General features: G+C 73.6%; 17 protein-coding genes. 10 read left to right on the plus strand and 7 right to left on the minus strand.

Going from position 1 to position 15,654, the window contains the following annotated elements; genetic code table 11:
* Window positions 1–159: 159 nt before the first annotated feature.
* The gene (locus AB0B01_RS29675) at window positions 160–798 is read right to left on the minus strand and encodes a winged helix-turn-helix domain-containing protein (protein ID WP_361725683.1); all 639 of its coding nucleotides are present in this window, start codon (window positions 796–798) and stop codon (window positions 160–162) included.
* A 499-nt stretch (window positions 799–1,297) separates the two neighbouring features.
* Window positions 1,298–2,317, minus strand: a complete 1,020-nt coding sequence (glnII, locus tag AB0B01_RS29680) for a glutamine synthetase (RefSeq protein ID WP_361725686.1) — start codon at window positions 2,315–2,317, stop codon at window positions 1,298–1,300.
* A gap of 292 nt (window positions 2,318–2,609) precedes the next feature.
* Here glnII and AB0B01_RS29685 point away from each other — a divergent pair, with 292 nt between their 5' ends.
* On the plus strand, window positions 2,610–3,551 hold the full coding sequence (locus tag AB0B01_RS29685; protein WP_361725723.1) for a Gfo/Idh/MocA family oxidoreductase: 942 nt from the start codon (window positions 2,610–2,612) through the stop codon (window positions 3,549–3,551).
* Window positions 3,552–3,597: 46 nt separating this feature from the next.
* Here AB0B01_RS29685 and AB0B01_RS29690 read toward each other — a convergent pair whose 3' ends face one another.
* The gene (locus AB0B01_RS29690; RefSeq protein ID WP_361725689.1) at window positions 3,598–4,158 is read right to left on the minus strand and encodes a hypothetical protein; all 561 of its coding nucleotides are present in this window, start codon (window positions 4,156–4,158) and stop codon (window positions 3,598–3,600) included.
* A 363-nt stretch (window positions 4,159–4,521) separates the two neighbouring features.
* Window positions 4,522–4,893, minus strand: coding sequence for an ArsC/Spx/MgsR family protein (locus AB0B01_RS29695; RefSeq protein ID WP_361725692.1), 372 nt, complete (start codon window positions 4,891–4,893; stop codon window positions 4,522–4,524).
* Between the two features lie 107 nt (window positions 4,894–5,000).
* On the opposite strand from AB0B01_RS29695, the gene AB0B01_RS29700 reads away from it, so the two are divergent.
* A complete protein-coding gene (locus AB0B01_RS29700) occupies window positions 5,001–5,258 on the plus strand; it encodes a hypothetical protein (RefSeq protein WP_356853130.1) in 258 nt (85 codons plus the stop codon).
* Window positions 5,259–5,338: 80 nt separating this feature from the next.
* On the opposite strand, the gene AB0B01_RS29705 is transcribed toward AB0B01_RS29700, so the two are convergent.
* A complete protein-coding gene (locus AB0B01_RS29705) occupies window positions 5,339–5,866 on the minus strand; it encodes an SMI1/KNR4 family protein (protein WP_361725696.1) in 528 nt (175 codons plus the stop codon).
* 95 nt (window positions 5,867–5,961) lie between these two features.
* A complete protein-coding gene (locus AB0B01_RS29710) occupies window positions 5,962–7,104 on the minus strand; it encodes a PP2C family protein-serine/threonine phosphatase (RefSeq protein WP_361725699.1) in 1,143 nt (380 codons plus the stop codon).
* 101 nt (window positions 7,105–7,205) lie between these two features.
* On the opposite strand from AB0B01_RS29710, the gene AB0B01_RS29715 reads away from it, so the two are divergent.
* The 3 genes from AB0B01_RS29715 to AB0B01_RS29725 all read left to right on the plus strand — a co-directional run bounded on the left by AB0B01_RS29715 (window position 7,206) and on the right by AB0B01_RS29725 (window position 10,302).
* Window positions 7,206–7,886, plus strand: coding sequence for a VIT family protein (locus AB0B01_RS29715; RefSeq protein ID WP_361725726.1), 681 nt, complete (start codon window positions 7,206–7,208; stop codon window positions 7,884–7,886).
* A 104-nt stretch (window positions 7,887–7,990) separates the two neighbouring features.
* Window positions 7,991–8,893, plus strand: a complete 903-nt coding sequence (locus tag AB0B01_RS29720) for a TIGR01777 family oxidoreductase (protein WP_361725702.1) — start codon at window positions 7,991–7,993, stop codon at window positions 8,891–8,893.
* Between the two features lie 143 nt (window positions 8,894–9,036).
* Window positions 9,037–10,302 (plus strand): FAD-dependent oxidoreductase, encoded by a 1,266-nt coding sequence (locus AB0B01_RS29725; RefSeq protein ID WP_361725705.1) that lies wholly within the window; start codon window positions 9,037–9,039, stop codon window positions 10,300–10,302.
* A 154-nt stretch (window positions 10,303–10,456) separates the two neighbouring features.
* Here AB0B01_RS29725 and AB0B01_RS29730 read toward each other — a convergent pair whose 3' ends face one another.
* The gene (locus tag AB0B01_RS29730; protein WP_361725708.1) at window positions 10,457–11,902 is read right to left on the minus strand and encodes a regulator; all 1,446 of its coding nucleotides are present in this window, start codon (window positions 11,900–11,902) and stop codon (window positions 10,457–10,459) included.
* A gap of 171 nt (window positions 11,903–12,073) precedes the next feature.
* On the opposite strand from AB0B01_RS29730, the gene AB0B01_RS29735 reads away from it, so the two are divergent.
* From AB0B01_RS29735 to AB0B01_RS29755, 5 genes are all read left to right on the plus strand, one after another.
* Window positions 12,074–12,391, plus strand: coding sequence for a hypothetical protein (locus AB0B01_RS29735; RefSeq protein ID WP_361725710.1), 318 nt, complete (start codon window positions 12,074–12,076; stop codon window positions 12,389–12,391).
* Between the two features lie 76 nt (window positions 12,392–12,467).
* Window positions 12,468–13,268 carry a lipoyl(octanoyl) transferase LipB gene (gene lipB / locus AB0B01_RS29740; protein ID WP_361725713.1) on the plus strand — a complete coding sequence of 267 codons (801 nt, stop codon included), beginning with the start codon at window positions 12,468–12,470 and terminating at the stop codon, window positions 13,266–13,268.
* Window positions 13,269–13,377: 109 nt separating this feature from the next.
* The gene (gene lipA / locus AB0B01_RS29745; RefSeq protein ID WP_361725716.1) at window positions 13,378–14,328 is read left to right on the plus strand and encodes a lipoyl synthase; all 951 of its coding nucleotides are present in this window, start codon (window positions 13,378–13,380) and stop codon (window positions 14,326–14,328) included.
* Between the two features lie 287 nt (window positions 14,329–14,615).
* Window positions 14,616–14,813, plus strand: a complete 198-nt coding sequence (locus AB0B01_RS29750) for a hypothetical protein (protein WP_356853145.1) — start codon at window positions 14,616–14,618, stop codon at window positions 14,811–14,813.
* Between the two features lie 10 nt (window positions 14,814–14,823).
* Entirely contained in the window at window positions 14,824–15,522 is a 699-nt protein-coding gene (locus AB0B01_RS29755; protein WP_361725720.1) for a DUF4191 domain-containing protein, read from the plus strand.
* The last annotated feature ends 132 nt before the right edge of the window (window positions 15,523–15,654 follow it).

Genomic DNA, 15,654 nt, shown 5'->3' on the forward strand with positions numbered 1-15,654 from the left:
GTCCACCTCCTGTGGTCGGGCGGGGCGCGCGCCATCGAGGCGATCCTGCCGGGCATCACCGAGGAATGGACGGCCGCGGGGGCCATGCGCCGCAGCGGGAGTACGGGCCCACCGGCAGTTTCCGGCGTTCGCAAGGCCCTCAGGCGGGCGCCATGGCGATCACAGGGCGGGCGGGGAGTACTTGTACCCGACCCGCCGCACGGTCTGGATCGCGCCGCGGTGGGCCGCGCCCAGCTTGCGGCGCAGCCGGGCGATGTGGACGTCCACGGTCCGGCCGTCGCCGACGTGGCCGTAGCCCCAGACCGTGGTGACCAGCTGGTCCCGGCTGTGCACCCGGTGCGGGTGCGCCACCAGGTGGGCCAGCAGCTCGAACTCAAGGTACGTCAGGTCGAGTACCCGGCCGTCGACCTCGGCGGTGCGCTGCGCCGCGTCGATGCGGACCAGGGCGTCACCGGTGGTGGTCCCGGCGACGGCCGTCGGGGCGGTGGCGGTGGCGGTGGCCGCGGGCGCCGGGACGGGAACGGACGCGGGGGAGAAGGCGATCTGCGGCTGCTGGTCGGCCGGTACGAGGACCAGGTAGCCGATCATCGGCGGCCGGCCGGGCAGCGCCGGCAGGGTGTGCTGGGGCGCGGGCAGCCAGGTGGCGCCGGGCGGGAGCAGGTCGACCACGCGGGCGACCTCGTCCCGGTCCACGGCGCGCAGCCGGTGGCGCGGACTGGGCGGGAAGGGGAGGGGAGCGGTCGCAGCGGAGGAGGCGGCGGAGGCGGAGGCGGACGTCAGGGAACGGGTGTGGGACATGAGTGGTCAGCTCTTTCACGCGGAGGTCGGCAGGAGAGGTGCAGACGTGCGGACGTGCAGACGACGTCGCGTACCGCGCAGACCGAAGGCCTTGGGCAGGTCCGTTGGCGGATCCCGGAAGGCTTTAGAGGGCCGGCGCGTTCTTCGCGCGGCAACACTCCCGGTCGTAATCGTGATCCTGACGAGAGGGCCAGAAAGGCTCGAGGTCGCTGCGACCGTTCGAGGGGTGCGAGTGGCTGGCCATGGGCCTCATTGAAGCAGATGCGGGGGCGGCGGGGCAGGTCCTGTCTCGAAAGGTGGAGCGGAATCTCAAATTCCGCGATCCTCCTCGGAGGAGGCCGGGTGCGATTCCGGATGAACCGTCATCATCCGGACCGGCCGCCTTCCCTCCGGCGAGGCCCGTATATCGCATCGTGGGCAGATCCGTCCCACACCGCCGGACAGCAGAACGCCCGCCGGTCCACGGGGACTCGGCGGGCGACTGTGGGTCAACCGGGGCTCAGACCAGGCCGTCCTTCTCCAGGCCCGTGCAGCAGGTGTCCGTGATGAGGCGGGTCACCACGTACGGGTCCACGTTGGCGTTCGGGCGGCGGTCCTCGATGTAGCCCTTGCCGTCCTTCTCCACCTGCCACGGGATGCGGACCGATGCGCCGCGGTCGGAGACGCCGTAGCTGAACTCGTTCCACGGGGCGGTCTCGTGCAGACCCGTCAGGCGCTCGTCGATGCCGGCCCCGTAGTTCTTCACGTGGTCCATCGGCTTGCTGCCCTCGCCCAGCGCCTCGCAGGCGGAGATGATCGCGCGGTAGTCCTCGCGCATCGCCTTCGTGGAGAAGTTGGTGTGCGCGCCCGCGCCGTTCCAGTCGCCCTTCACCGGCTTCGGGTTCAGCGTCGCGGAGACGTTGAAGTCCTCGGCCGTGCGGTAGAGCAGCCAGCGGGCGATCCACAGCTGGTCCGAGACCTCCAGCGGGCCGACCGGGCCGACCTGGAACTCCCACTGGCCGGGCATGACCTCGGCATTGATGCCGGAGATGCTCAGGCCCGCCGCCAGGCAGTGGTCCAGGTGCTTCTCGACGATGTCGCGGCCGAAGATCTCGTCCGAGCCGACACCGCAGTAGTAGCCGCCCTGCGCGGCCGGGAAGCCGTTCACCGGGAAGCCGAGCGGACGGGCCCCGTCGAAGAAGGTGTACTCCTGCTCGATGCCGAAGATCGGCTCCTGGCCCGCGAACTTCTCGGCGACCGGACGCAGCAGCGCGCGGGTGTTCGACTCGTGCGGGGTCATGTCGATGTTCAGCACCTCGCACAGCACGAGGACGTTGTTCCCGCCGCGGATCGGGTCCGGGCAGGAGAACACCGGCTGGAGCACGCGGTCGGAGGCGTGGCCCTCGGCCTGGTTGGTGCTCGATCCGTCGAAGCCCCAGATCGGGAGCTCGGCGCCGTCGGCGAGGATCTTCGTCTTGGAGCGCAGCTTCGCCGTCGGCTCGGTGCCGTCGATCCAGATGTACTCAGCCTTGTAGCTCACGGGCCCCATCCTTCGGTGCGTCGCTCCGGCGCAGCCTCTGCGGGTGCTGCTGCTGCGGGTCACTGCGTTGCGCGGTCACTGCGTCGTGCCGTCACTGCGTTCTGCGGTGCTGCGGTTCTGTGGTGCTGCGGCGTGAACCGCAGCGTGTACTGCGCAGCGTGCCCCGCGGCGATTTCTCTTCCGTTGCCCGTGTGTGAACCCCGTGTTACCGAGGTTTACACCGCAGGTCGGGTGGCTTGTGCGGGTTGGTGGCAGCACACCCGTCCGAGTGGGGCAGACTTGGCAGGTGAGCATTTCGTACGATTTGACCTCTGGCGGTGCCCCCACGGGTCCCCTCCCCCTGCCTGCCCGCCCCCGGGTCGGCCTGCTGGGCACCGGTCCCTGGGCGCACCGCACCCACGCCCCCGCCCTCGCCGCCCACGCCGGTTCCGAATTCGCCGGCGTGTGGGGCCGCCGGCCCGAAGCCGCGGCCGAGCTGGCCGACGCGTACCACGTGAAGGTGTACGAAGACCCCGACGCGCTGTTCGCGGACTGTGACGTCGTGGCCTTCGCCCTGCCGCCGGACGTGCAGGCCCCGCTCGCCGTCCGCGCCGCCGCCGCGGGCCGCCACCTGCTGCTCGACAAACCCGTCGCCACGACCGTCGCGGACGCCCGCGCCGTGGCCGACGCCGCCGCCCGGCACGGCGTCGCCTCCGTCGTCTTCTTCACCCTCCGCTTCGCCGAGCCCGCCGCCGGCTGGGTGCAGGAGCAGATCGGGCGCACCGGCTGGTTCACGGCCAGTGCGCACTGGCTCGGTGCCGTCTTCCCGCCCGACGGCGCGCCCAGCGCGTACGCCGACTCGCCCTGGCGCAAGGACAAGGGCGGACTGTGGGACGTCGGCCCGCACGCCCTGTCCGTGCTGATCCCGGTGCTCGGCGAGGTCACCTCGGTCAGCGCCACCCGCGGCCCCTCCGACGTGGTCCAGCTGGCCCTGCGCCACGCCTCGGGCGCGGCGAGCACGGCGGTGCTCAGCCTGGGCGCACCGACCGCCGCCGCCGGGGTGGGGCTGGAGGTGCGCGGAGCCGAGGGCGTCTTCTCGCTGCCCAACTGGACCGACGTACCGGGTGCGTACGGGCGCGCCCTGGACGCCCTGCTCACCGCCGCCCGGACCGGCGTGCCGGATCCGCGCGGAGCGCGGTTCGCGGCGCGGGTGACAGAAATCCTGGCGGAGGCGGAGGGGCAGCTGCCCGACTGAGGGCCCGGGGGTCGATCGGTGGGGCTCGGGCCTGCTTCGCCCGCGGCTACTTGAGGAGCGCGTTGGCCACGATGATGACCAGGCCGATGGTGGCGTCGGCGAGGCCGATCAGCAGGGCCGAGCCGATCCGGTAGCCGACCCGGACCGCCACGAAGGACCCCCAGCCGAACAGCAGCGCGGTGTTCACGCCGAGCCCCACGGCGGTCACGCCGGAGGAGTCCCAGTGGGCGAGCCCGGCGGAGACCAGCAGCAGCACGGTGGGCAGGGTGGCGGCGATGACCGGCCACTCGTTCCACAGCGCCCGCCCGAGCAGCCGCCACCGGTGTCCGGCGGAGCCGGCGTGGTGGCTGCTCATGTGGTGGGAGTAGCCGTGCGCAAGGCCGGCTGCGGCCGCGGTGACCAGCACCCAGCCGGCGTCGTAGTACGGGGTGTACTCGCCGCCCTTCTGGTCCAGTGCGGCCAACAGCCCCGCGGCCAGCACGGTCCCGTACACCCCGCCGAACATCCAGTCGGCCGTCCGCCGCGGCGGAGGCAGCAGGCGGTCGCCCCGGCCGGCGGCCTCCGGTGCGGTCTCGTGCGGCTGCGGGCCCTGCGGCTGCTCGGTCACGACGGTCCGACCCCTTCGGCGTGATTGGTCCCTTGTGTCTTTTTCACACCTTATGGGGTGGGGAGGTGAGGGCGAGATCAGTCCGCCCTGCCCGCTCCGGTCACGGCCGGTGGGGCCGGAGGCGGTGGCGGTGCCGGAGGCGGGGTCGTCGGGCGTCGTGCCCGGGAGCGCGGGCGCCGCCCGTACCGGCTCGGCCGGGGCCGGGCGTGAGGGGGCGTCAGTCCGTGAGGGCCGGGCTGGGCGGTCGCCGGCCGGCTGCTCGGCCGATCCGGGGTCGACCGGGCTCGGGCTCCGCTGGATCCGCGCCCGGCAAGGCTCCGGCCCCGCGCGGCTCCGGACAGGCCGGTTCCGGCCCCGCTGGATTCAGGCTCGGCGGGAGAGGGCCTCGCGGACCGCCTCCTCGGAGCGGGCGACCACCGCGGTGCCGTCCTCGGCGGTGATGATGGGGCGCTGAATGAGCTTCGGGTGGGCCGCGAGGTGGGAGATCCAGCGGGCCCGGGCGGCGTCGTTCTCCTCGCGCGGCAGGTCCCGTACGCCGGTCTCCTTGGCCAGCGGGTCGGAGGTGCGGGTGATGTCCCACGGCTCCAGCCCGAGGCGGCCGAGCACCTCGCGGATCTCGTCCTCGGAGGGCACGTCCTCCAGGTAGCGGCGGACGGTGTAGTCGGCGCCCTCGGCGTCCAGCAGGGTGAGCGCGCTGCGGCACTTCGAACAGGCGGGATTGATCCAGATCTCCATGGGTCCAAGCCTAGGCGGTGCCGGTCTGGCCAGGGGCTTCTGTCAGTGGGCGCCGGTAAAATCGAGGGAGAACGACAGGACGCCAACTACCGTTTGGGAGGCTGTAGATGGCCACTGCCACCACCGTCCAGCCCGTCAAGAAGAAGCCGCTGCCCGCGGGTCTGCCCCGCGAGTGGTACGAGAGCCACAACCGCCGGCTGAAGGCGATGCGGTTGGCGATATCCCTGCTCGACTCGGGGACGTACGACGCCCGGCGCGCCACCAACCGGAAGATCCGCACGATGGCCGTCCGCACCGGCATCCACCGCCCGTCGAACGTCACGTGCAAGCTGGTGCGCGCCTTCATCGTGAGCAACGCCGCCTGAGCCCCCCGCCCGCCCGCCACGGCACGCCGCCGGGACCCGAGCCCGGGCCCCGGTCGGCGGCCGGCAGCGGGTCGGCCGGGTCAGCGGCAGAAGGCCATGACGGTCTCGTCGAAGCCGGGGAACTCCCGGCCGGCCAGCTCGATCACGGTCTTCGCCGGCTTGCGCCGGTCCGGTGCATGGCGTTCCGCGATGGCCGTCCGCGCCGCGTCGGGGCGCGGGAGCCGGTCGGGCGCGTACGTCGTGGCTGCTTCCAAGGGGCCGAAACCGTCGGCGAGCAGCCACAGGAAGTCCCCCAGATCGCGGGCGACGACGCCGGTCTCGCCCTCGGAGCCGAGGAAGACGACGGGCTGCCCGGACAGCGGCCGGTCCGGGCGGAGCAGCCAGAAGGCGGCGTAGCCGCCGGTGCCGTCCTGGCCGAAGACGCGGAACTCCTCGCCGGTCAGCTCCGTGTTGCCGGTCCATGCCTGGAACCAGTCGGCGGTCTCGGCGGCGGACAGGAAGGAGTCGAAGGGCTCGAAGTCGATCCCGTCGCCGTTCTCGTAGTCGAACGGGGCCGTCAGGGCGGCGGCGAGGGGTGCGGGGAAGCGGCGGTCGTCGGCAGGCGTCACGCGCACAGGCTAGGGGGTGACCGCTGGGTCGGGGCCTGTCGGGTGCGGCCGTGGGCCGTGGGCCGTGGGCCGTGGGCCGTGATCCGCGGACGGGACTAGCCGTGGACCGGGCCGTCGGCGGTGGCGGTTGCCGAGGGGGCCGGGAGGGTCAGGACCAGGAGGGCCACGTCGTCGCGGGGGCCGCCGCGGGTGAAGGCCACCAGGTCGTGCCAGACCGCGAGCAGCAGGCCCGAGGGGTCGGTGGCCAGGGCGGGGACACGGGTGGCCAGCGGGTAGAAGTCGCCCGCGGCGTCGCGGGCCTCCGTGACCCCGTCCGTGTGGGCGAGCAGGCGGTCGCCGGGGAGGAGGGGGACGCAGGTGATCGGTGGCGGGGTCGATCCGGCCAGGCCCAGGCCCAGCGGGGGCCCCGGTTCCACGTCCACCTCGGACACCGTGTGCGTCCGCAGCAGCAGCGCGGGCGGGTGCCCGCAGGACACGACCCGTACGAGGTCCTGGCCGGGCGGGAACTCCAGCAGCAGGGCGGTGGCGAACAGTTCCGGCCGCTCACCGGGGGGAGCGGCCGGGTCCGACAGCGCGGGCTCGGCGGTGTCGGCCAGCAGCCTGCGGTCCAGCCGTGCGGCCACCGCCGTGAGCTCCGCGTCGTCGAGGACCCCTTCGCGGAAGGCCCCGAGCAGCGCCGCGACCGTGCCGACCGCGGCCAGGCCGTGTCCCTGGACGTCGCCGACCAGGGCCCGGACCCCGTACGGCCCGGCCCGTACGTCGTACAGGTCGCCGCCGACCAGCGTGCCCTGCTGGGCGGCGCGGTACAGGCCGGCGCAGTGCACCGGGCCGACGCGCTCCGGCACGGGCGGCAGCACGGCGAGCTGGGCCGCCTCCGCGACGGTGCGCACGTTCACCAGCTGGGCGTCACGGCGCCGCCGCACCCAGGCGATCACCACGCTGAGCAGCGCGACCGCGGCGACGGTGGCCAGGTCCGAGCCGTGGGCGTGTGCTATCCCGAGTGACGGGACGCCGATCAGCAGGAGCACGATCGCGGCGAAGACGGCGGTGCCGGCCGCCCCGTACGCGAAGGCCGCGACGGGGGGCAGGCCGGCCAGGAAGTAGCCCAGCTCGACATCGCCCGGGGTGGCGCGCTGCGCGAGCACCAGCACCACCATGGCCACCGCGGGCGCGAACCGGGCCCAGCGGGGTGGCGGCTCCCCGCGCAGCCAGCCGGGCTCCTGGCGTCGGCGTCTCACCCCTCCACCCTGGTACGGGGGCGGGGGCCGCGCACCCCGGACCGCCCCGCCGGGTGGCCTTGCGGGGTCCGTACGCCGAAAGTGGTCCCGTGACCGAAGAGATGCAGAGCGCGGTGATCAGCACCAGGTTGAACTGGCTGCGCGCGGGGGTGCTCGGCGCGAACGACGGGATCATCTCGACGGCGGGCCTGGTGGTGGGCATGGCCGGGGCCACCACCTCGCGCTCGGCGATCCTGGCGGCAGGGGTGGCGGGGCTGCTGGCGGGCTCGCTGTCGATGGCGGCGGGGGAGTACGTGTCGGTCAGCTCCCAGCGGGACTCCGAGGAGGCCGCGCTGGCCCTGGAGCGGCAGGAGCTCGCCGAGGAGCCGGAGGCGGAGCTCGACGAGCTGACCGAGCTGCTGGAGGCGAGGGGGCTGAGCCGGGCCCTGGCGCGGGAGGCCGCGGAGCAGCTGACGGCGCGGGACGCGCTGAGGGCGCACGCGAGGGTGGAGCTCGGGATCAATCCGGACGAGCTGGCCAATCCGTGGCACGCGGCGCTGGCGAGCCTGGTGGCGTTCACGGTGGGGGCGGTGCTGCCGCTGCTGGCGATCGTCCTGCCGGGCCCGTCGGAGCGGGTCCCGGTGACCGCGGCCGCGGTCCTGGCGGCACTGACCCTGTGCGGGGTCCTCAGCGCCCGCCTGGGCAGCGCGCCGGTGCCGAGGGCGGTCCTGCGCAACGTCGCCGGCGGCGCGCTGGCGATGGCGGTCACCTACGCGGTGGGCACCTGGCTCGGCACGTCGTGACCCGGCACCCGTCCTCTCCGGGGGGTCCGGTGGTGCCGGGCCGTGCCGCGTGGGGCCGCCGTGACGGGTGGGGCCGCCGTGACGGGTGGCGGCATGATGGGGGGATGCGTATCGCTCTCACCGGGGCCAGTGGTCTCATCGGGCAGGCCCTGGCGCGGTCCCTGCGCGCCGACGGGCACGACGTGGTCCGCTTCGTGCGCCGGCCGCCCACCGCTCCCGACGAGGCCGCCTGGGATCCCCGCCGCGGGTATGTCGACCCTGCCGCTCTGGACGGCTGCGCAGCCGTCGTGCACCTCGCCGGGGCCGGGGTCGGGGACCGGCGGTGGACCGACGCGTACAAGAAGGAGATCCGCGACAGCCGGGTCGACGGCACGCGCGCCATCGCCCGCGCCATCGCCGCGCAGGACCGGCCGCCCGCCGTCTTCGTCTCCGGCTCCGCCATCGGCTACTACGGCGACACCGGTGACCGCCCCGTCGACGAGGACGCCCCCGCCGGGAGCGGCTTCCTGCCGGAGGTCTGCGTCGCGTGGGAGGCCGCCGCCGCCCCCGCCCGGGAGGCCGGCGTACGGACGGTCCTCGCCCGCACCGGGCTGGTGGTCGCCGCCCAGGGCGGGGCCTGGGGGAAGCTGTTCCCCCTCTTCCGCGCGGGGATCGGGGGCCGGCTCGGCGACGGCCGCCAGTACTGGTCGTACATCTCCCTCCACGACGAGATCGCCGCCCTGCGCCACATCCTCGACACCCCCGGCCTCTCCGGCCCGGTCAACCTGACCGCCCCCGAACCGCTGACCAACCGTGAGGTCACCGCGGCCATGGGCCGCGTGCTGCGCCGCCCGACCCTGTTCTCCGTGCCGGCGCCGGTCATGCGCGTCGCCCTCGGGGAGTTCGCGCAGGACGTGCTCGGCAGTCAGCGGGTGCGTCCCGCGCGGCTGTTGGAGTCGGGCTTCGCCTTCCGTCACCCGGGCATCGACGAGGCGATCCGCGCGGCGCTGGCGGGGGAGCACCCTTAACCACCGTGCGACCGTTTGTGCCCCGGATGCGACCGCTGTGCGACCGGAGTTGACCGTAATACTCCGCCCCGCCGGGGTTCCCCTTGAGTCGCTTGGGGGAAGGAGGAACCCCACACAGCCGCGCCGACCTCGGGGAGGGGCACGTGCTCACCAGCTCGCACCATGCCGCACAGCATGCGGACGTCGTCATCGTAGGAGCCGGGGTCTCAGGACTCGCGGCCGCACACCACCTGATCGCGGCAGGGGTCACGGTCACCGTCCTGGAGGCCGCCGGCGACCCCGGCGGACGGATGGCCACCGAGCAGGCCGACGGCTTCCGGCTGGACCGGATCGGACAGCTGCTCAACACCTCCTACACGGAGCTCGACCGGACCCCGGGCCTCACCGACCTGGTTCTGCGGCCCTTCGCACCGGGGGTGCTCGTCCACGCCGACGGCAGGCAGCAGCGGGTCGGGACCCGCACCCCGGCCCGTGCGCTGGCCAGCGGCTCCTTCGACCAGGCCCGCCTCAGCGCGTTCCTCGGCCGGCTCGCGGCCCTGCCCGCCGACCGGGTCCTGGCCCGCCCCGAGCGCACCGCGCTCGCCGCCCTGCGCTCCCGGGCCCTCGGCACCACCCTGCGGCCCCTGCTCTCCGCCCTGCTGCGCGATCCGGAGCTCACCACCTCCAGCCGGGTCGCCGACCTCGCGTTGCGCAGCTTCGCCCGCGGCCGCCTCGCCGTGCCCGAGGGCGGAGCCTCGGCTCTGCCCGAACTGCTGGCCGCCGCGCTGCCGCCCGGCACCGTCCGCACCGGGGTCCGGGTCCGGTCGGTGGCGACCAACCTCGTCACCACCGAGGACCACGGCGACTTCGGCTGCCGCTCCGCCGTCCTGGCCACCGGGGCCCGGGCCGCCGCCGAGCTGCTGCCCGGGCTGCGGGTGCCGGACTTCCACGAGGTCACGGTGATCCACCACGCCACTCCCGCCGGGGCGGGCCCGCTGCCCTGGGACGGCTCGCTCCTGCTGGACGGCGACCCGGGGTGGCCCGTCGCCCACACCGCCGTGATGAGCGCCGTCGACCCGACGCGGGCCCCGGCCGGCCGGAGCCTGGTCACCACCACCGTGCTCGGACCGCCGCCGGCCGCCCGTACGGTCACCTCGCGCCTGGCCCGGCTGTACGAGACGGCCACCCGCGATTGGGAGCTGCTGGCCGTCCACCACACCCCGGAGGCCGTCCCGGCCATGCCGCCGCCCCACGACCTGCGGCGCCCGGTACGGGTCCTGGCGGGACTGTACGTGTGCGGCGACCACCGGGACTCCAACACCGTGCAGGGCGCCCTGAACTCCGCCCGCCGCGCGGCCACCGCCGTCCTGCGGGACTTCGGCATCCGGCTCCCGGCCACCGCGGAGCCCGCCCTCCCGGCGGCGGCCTGAGGCCACACCCGCCAGGGGCCCGGCTCCGCTCCCGGGACCGGGCCCGGCGGGTGTCGGCCGCGCACGGCCCGGGCCGCCGACGGACGGAGTCCGTCGCAGCGACCCGAAGCCGGTGAGGCCCCCGGGGCCGAGCCGTGCGAGGGGCGCGTCAAGATCAGGACAGCGCCGCGACCCGGTCCCGGTAGGTCCGCACCGCCGCGGCGTCCCGGTACGGCTCCAGCCTGCGCTCGAAGTCCCGTACGTACTCCACCGCCCGCACCGACCGCATCTCCATGGCCTGCTGCGCCGCCTCCGCACCCAGCGCGCAGGCCTGCTCCAGCTCGCCGAGCCCCAGCCGGGCCGTGGCCAGCACCACCCGGCAGAACAGCCGCGAGCGCGCGAAGCCCGGCGCCCGCAGCTGGAGCGAGCGCTCCGCGTGCTGGGCCGAGGCCCGGTACTGCTGGAGGTCCCGGTGGCAGTGCCCGAACTCGTCCGCCAGCTGCGCCTCGTCGAACAGCCGCGCCCAGTGCGGTACTTCGTCCCCCGGCCGGGCCGCGCCCAGCGCCCGCTCGGCCCGCATCAGCGAGGCCGTCGCCGCCCGGACCTCGCCCAGGACCGCGTGCCCGCGCGCCTCCGCGGAGTGGAGCAGCGCCTGCACCACCGGCGGGGGCCCCGAGCCGACGCCCTGCTGGGCGACGCGGGCCAGCTGTACCGCCTCCCGGCCGTGGCCGAGGTAGACCGCCTGCCGGCTCATGGTCACCAGCACGTAGCTGCCGTACGGCCGGTCCGCGGCCGCCTGCGCGAGGCGCAGCGCCTGCACGAAGTAGCGCTGGGCGAGGCCGTGCGCCGCGATGTCGTACGAGGTCCAGCCCGCGAGCCGGGTCAGGTCGGCCGCGGCCGCGAACAACCGCCGCCCGGTGGTCTCCCCGTAGGTGCCGCGCAGCATCGGCTCGGCCTCGTGCTCCAGGTACCGCACCAGCGCCTGGCGGGCGTGGCCGCCGCCGTACGCCTGGTCCAGGCTGCGGAACAGCTCGCTGACCGAGCGCAGCGCCGCGATGTCGCCGCTGGTCACCCGCTGCCCGGGCCCCCGGTCGATCTGCCGCTGGCGGGGGACCGAGGGCCGCCCCTGCATCGGGACGCGGGCCGCGGCGGCGGCCGGGTCGGCACCGCGGCCCACCCGCTCGTCGGGCCGCCCGATGAGCCAGTCCCGGCTGGGCACGACCAGCCCGGCCGGGGTGAAGGCGATCTTCCGCAGCTCGGCGTGGGAGCCGGAGTCCTTGCGCCACAGCCCGCTGGCGATGTCCACGGCCTCCTCCGGCGTGGCCGCGAACTCCAACCCCGCGTACACGGGCGCGCAGGCGTCCAGCCCGAGGTCCTGGGCCGAGAGCCGGCGGCCCAGGCGCCGGGTGAAGACCTCCGCGATCAGTGCCGGGGTGGTCCCGCGCGGCTGCTGCCCCCGCAGCCACCGGGTCACGGAGGTCTTGTCGTACCGCAGATCGAGACCGTGCTCCAGGCCGAGCTGGTCGACGCGGCGGGCGAGCCCGGCGTTGGAGAACCCGGCTTCCGCGATCAGCGCCGCGAGCTGCCGGTTGGGGACGCGCTGGGCAGGTCGTTCCGTCATCGGCTCCACGGTTTCCGTACGTGACGGACCGGAGTCCCGGCCCTTGAACGGCGTGAATGTAGCGGCGAACTCCGTCCCTGCCGTCCTGTCCGCCCCACAGTCATCCGATCGTGTGCAGAATCGGCCGGGCTCTTTACGGACCGGCCCCCTCGGCCCGCGTACGCTGCGGCCATGACCCGCAGGACCCAGGGGGCGCAGCCGCCCGCAGACACCACCGCGGCCCTGTCCGCGCCCGAGCCGCTGCCGGCGCCCGAGCTCACCGAGGCCGAGTGCCGGCGCTGCGGTACGTACATCGCGGGGCTCGACGGGCGCTACGCCTGCGGGGTGTGCGGGTGGGTCAACGACCACTCCGAGGGCCACCGACGGCTGCCGCGAGCGGACGAGGACCCGGACCGGCCGGCCCACGGGCGCCGCCGTCCCCGGCTGCTGCCCGGGCCCCTGCCGGAGCTGCGCGGGCAGCTGCCGGAGCCCCCGCCGCCGGGCGCCTGAGGCCGCCGGAACGGGCGGCCGTACCCTTGGCTGGTGCGATACGTGCACACAGCAGGTTCAACGAGGAGGCGCTGCGGTGGCTGAGCTTGGGTTTGTCCATCTGGGCTTCGGACCCGACTACGTCGAGTACACCCAGGCCTGGGAGGAGCAGCGGCGGGTGCACGCCGCGCGCTTCGCCGACGAGGTCGGCGACACCTGCCTCCTGCTGGAGCACCTCCCGGTCTACACGGCGGGCCGGCGCACCGACGACAGCGAGCGGCCGCTGGACGGCACGCCCGTCGTCGACGTGGACCGCGGCGGCAAGATCACCTGGCACGGCCCGGGCCAGCTGGTCGGCTACCCGATCATGAAGCTGCCGCGCCCGGTGGACGTCGTCGCCCACGTGCGCCGCCTGGAGGAGGCGCTGATCCGCACCGCCGCCGACTTCGGCGTGGAGACCACCCGGGTCGAGGGGCGCAGCGGGGTGTGGGTGCTCGGCGACCCGGTGGAGGAGCGTCCGAAGCTCGGCGGGCTCTCCCTCGACCTCGACCCGCGCCTGCACGACGACGAGTTCGACCCCCGGCTCAACGGCCCCGAGTACGCCCCGTCCAACGCCGGTCAGCGCCGCGAGGACCGCAAGCTCGCCGCGATCGGGATCCGGGTGGCCAAGGGCGTCACCATGCACGGCTTCGCGTTCAACGTGAATCCCGACAACACCTGGTTCGACCGGATCGTGCCCTGCGGCATCCGGGACGCCGGTGTGACCTCGCTCTCGTACGAACTGGGCCGCCAGGTCACCATCGCCGAGGTGCTGCCGGTCGTCGAGAAGCACCTGAAGGACGTCCTGGAGCACGCCGAGCTGCGGCCCCGGGAGATCGAGCCCGTCGCGGGCCCCTAGCGGCCGGGGAATGGGGCCGGCCGCGCGCAGGTTGGCCGTCGTAAGAGCGTACGAAATTACGGGCGTACCCTGGTGGGCGCCGAAGAATCGAAGTCACAGGGAGCCGGTCGTGTCCGCAGTCGCACCCGACGGACGCAAGATGCTGCGCCTGGAGGTCCGTAACAGCCAGACCCCCATCGAGCGCAAGCCCGAGTGGATCAAGACCCGGGCGAAGATGGGTCCCGAGTACACGAAGATGCAGGCCCTCGTGAAGGGCGAAGGACTGCACACGGTGTGCCAGGAAGCCGGTTGTCCGAACATCTACGAATGCTGGGAGGACCGCGAGGCCACCTTCCTCATCGGTGGCGACCAGTGCACCCGGCGCTGTGACTTCTGCCAGATCGACACGGGCAAGCCCGAGGCCCTGGACCGCGACGAGCCGCGCCGCGTCGGCGAATCGGTCGTCACCATGGACCTGAACTACGCCACCATCACCGGCGTCGCCCGCGACGACCTGGCGGACGGCGGCGCGTGGCTGTACGCGGAGACCGTGCGCCAGATCCACCAGCAGACGGCCGGCCGCGAAGGCGGCCACACCAAGGTCGAGCTGCTGGCCCCCGACTTCAACGCGGTACCGGAGCTGCTGGAGGAGGTCTTCGCCTCCCGCCCCGAGGTCTTCGCGCACAACGTCGAGACGGTGCCGCGGATCTTCAAGCGGATCCGCCCGGCCTTCCGCTACGAGCGCTCCCTCGACGTGATCACCCAGGCGCGGGCCTACGGCCTGGTCACCAAGTCGAACCTGATCCTCGGCATGGGCGAGGAGCGCGAGGAGGTCTCGCAGGCCCTGAAGGACCTCCACGAGGCCGGCTGCGAGCTCATCACCATCACCCAGTACCTGCGGCCCTCGCCGCGGCACCACCCCGTGGAGCGCTGGGTGAAGCCGGCCGAGTTCGTGGAGCTGGCGCAGGAGGCCGAGGAGATCGGCTTCTCGGGCGTCATGTCCGGCCCGCTGGTCCGCTCCTCGTACCGGGCCGGCCGGCTGTACCAGCAGGCGATGGACAAGCGCGGAGCCGGAGCGTAGGCGGTGCGGAGCCCGACCGCAGGCCGGGGAGCGCGCAGCCGTCCGACCGACGCGATGACTGTGTGAATTCGCGCACAAAAGCTTACTGACGAGTAATGTGCACCGGCGCGGCCCCTAGGCTCTTTATAGGAAGAGTCCGGCGGGCCGCGCCAATGTTTCATCATCGTTTGACCGCGGGGTCATGCCCTGGTAACACCAATCAGTGACGATAGGTCCACGCACCGCGCACACCACCGCACAGCCCTGACTGCACTGTCCGACGTGAGCACCGTGAAAGGGATCGACATATGCAGGCCGCGCCCGTACGCGCCATCGCCATCCCGTCGTTCACCGATGCCTTCCGCGGCATCGAGTCGCTGCTCATGAGCGGCGCCCGCCGCAACGCCTGGAGCGCGGTCCTTGAAGACCGCCGCAGGGCCAGGGACCGGGTCGAGACCGAGCACGTACTGGAGGCCGCTGCGACCCGGACCCCCCAGGCCACGTAAACTTCGCTGTATGGCGAGGAAGTCAAACGCAGAGACTGCTGCGAACCCCGGGCGACTGAAGCAGATCGCCCTGACGTACAAGATGACGCGCAAGGCCGACCCGAAGGTCGGTCTGATCGTCGCGGGCGTGGGAATCGTCACCTTCGGTGTCTTTCTTGCGATCGGCTTCCTGATCGACCACCCGGTCTACCTGGGCATTCTGGGCTTCCTGGTGGCTTTCCTCGCAATGGCGATCGTCTTCGGACGGCGGGCCGAGCGAGCTGCCTTCGGGCAGATGGAAGGACAGCCGGGCGCGGCCGCGGCCGTACTCGACAACGTGGGCCGGGGCTGGACGACCACCCCGGCCATCGCGATGAACCGGAACCAGGACATCGTCCACCGGGCCGTCGGCAAGGCCGGCGTCGTGCTGATCGCCGAGGGCAACGCGAACCGGCTCAAGCCGATGCTGGCCGCCGAGAAGCGCAAGATGGCCCGGATCATGCCGGACATCCCGGTGCACGACTTCATCGTGGGCACCGGCGAGGGCGAGGTCCCGCTCAAGAAGCTCCGTACGACGCTGCTGAAGCTGCCGCGCGTACTGGCCGGCCCCCAGATCACCCAGGTCAACGACAAGCTGCGGGCCATGGGCGACCTCATGAGCAACATGCCGCTGCCGAAGGGCCCCATGCCCAAGGGCATGCGGATGCCGCGCGGCGGAAAGATGCGCTGACCCGCTTTTCGTATACGACGAGGACGCACGCGCACGTCACGCACGTCACAGGGGCGCCTTCGAGTCGGGGCGGCCTCGCTGGTCAACCTCGTGCCGTACGGGCTGTACGACGCCTGGCTGACGGTGCAGAGC

The organism is Streptomyces sp. NPDC044571, assembly GCF_040647115.1.
GTDB lineage: Bacteria > Actinomycetota > Actinomycetes > Streptomycetales > Streptomycetaceae > Streptomyces.

Bases quoted from the DNA above. Each gene is read 5' to 3' on its own strand.
- AB0B01_RS29755 (WP_361725720.1), top strand. From the start codon at position 14,824: ATGGCGAGGAAGTCAAACGCAGAGACTGCTGCGAACCCCGGGCGACTG.
- AB0B01_RS29735 (WP_361725710.1), top strand. From the start codon at position 12,074: ATGACCCGCAGGACCCAGGGGGCGCAGCCGCCCGCAGACACCACCGCG.
- AB0B01_RS29675 (WP_361725683.1), bottom strand. From the start codon at position 798: ATGTCCCACACCCGTTCCCTGACGTCCGCCTCCGCCTCCGCCGCCTCC.
- AB0B01_RS29730 (WP_361725708.1), bottom strand. From the start codon at position 11,902: ATGACGGAACGACCTGCCCAGCGCGTCCCCAACCGGCAGCTCGCGGCG.
- AB0B01_RS29720 (WP_361725702.1), top strand. From the start codon at position 7,991: ATGCGTATCGCTCTCACCGGGGCCAGTGGTCTCATCGGGCAGGCCCTG.
- AB0B01_RS29695 (WP_361725692.1), bottom strand. From the start codon at position 4,893: ATGGAGATCTGGATCAATCCCGCCTGTTCGAAGTGCCGCAGCGCGCTC.
- AB0B01_RS29700 (WP_356853130.1), top strand. From the start codon at position 5,001: ATGGCCACTGCCACCACCGTCCAGCCCGTCAAGAAGAAGCCGCTGCCC.
- AB0B01_RS29715 (WP_361725726.1), top strand. From the start codon at position 7,206: ATGCAGAGCGCGGTGATCAGCACCAGGTTGAACTGGCTGCGCGCGGGG.
- AB0B01_RS29750 (WP_356853145.1), top strand. From the start codon at position 14,616: ATGCAGGCCGCGCCCGTACGCGCCATCGCCATCCCGTCGTTCACCGAT.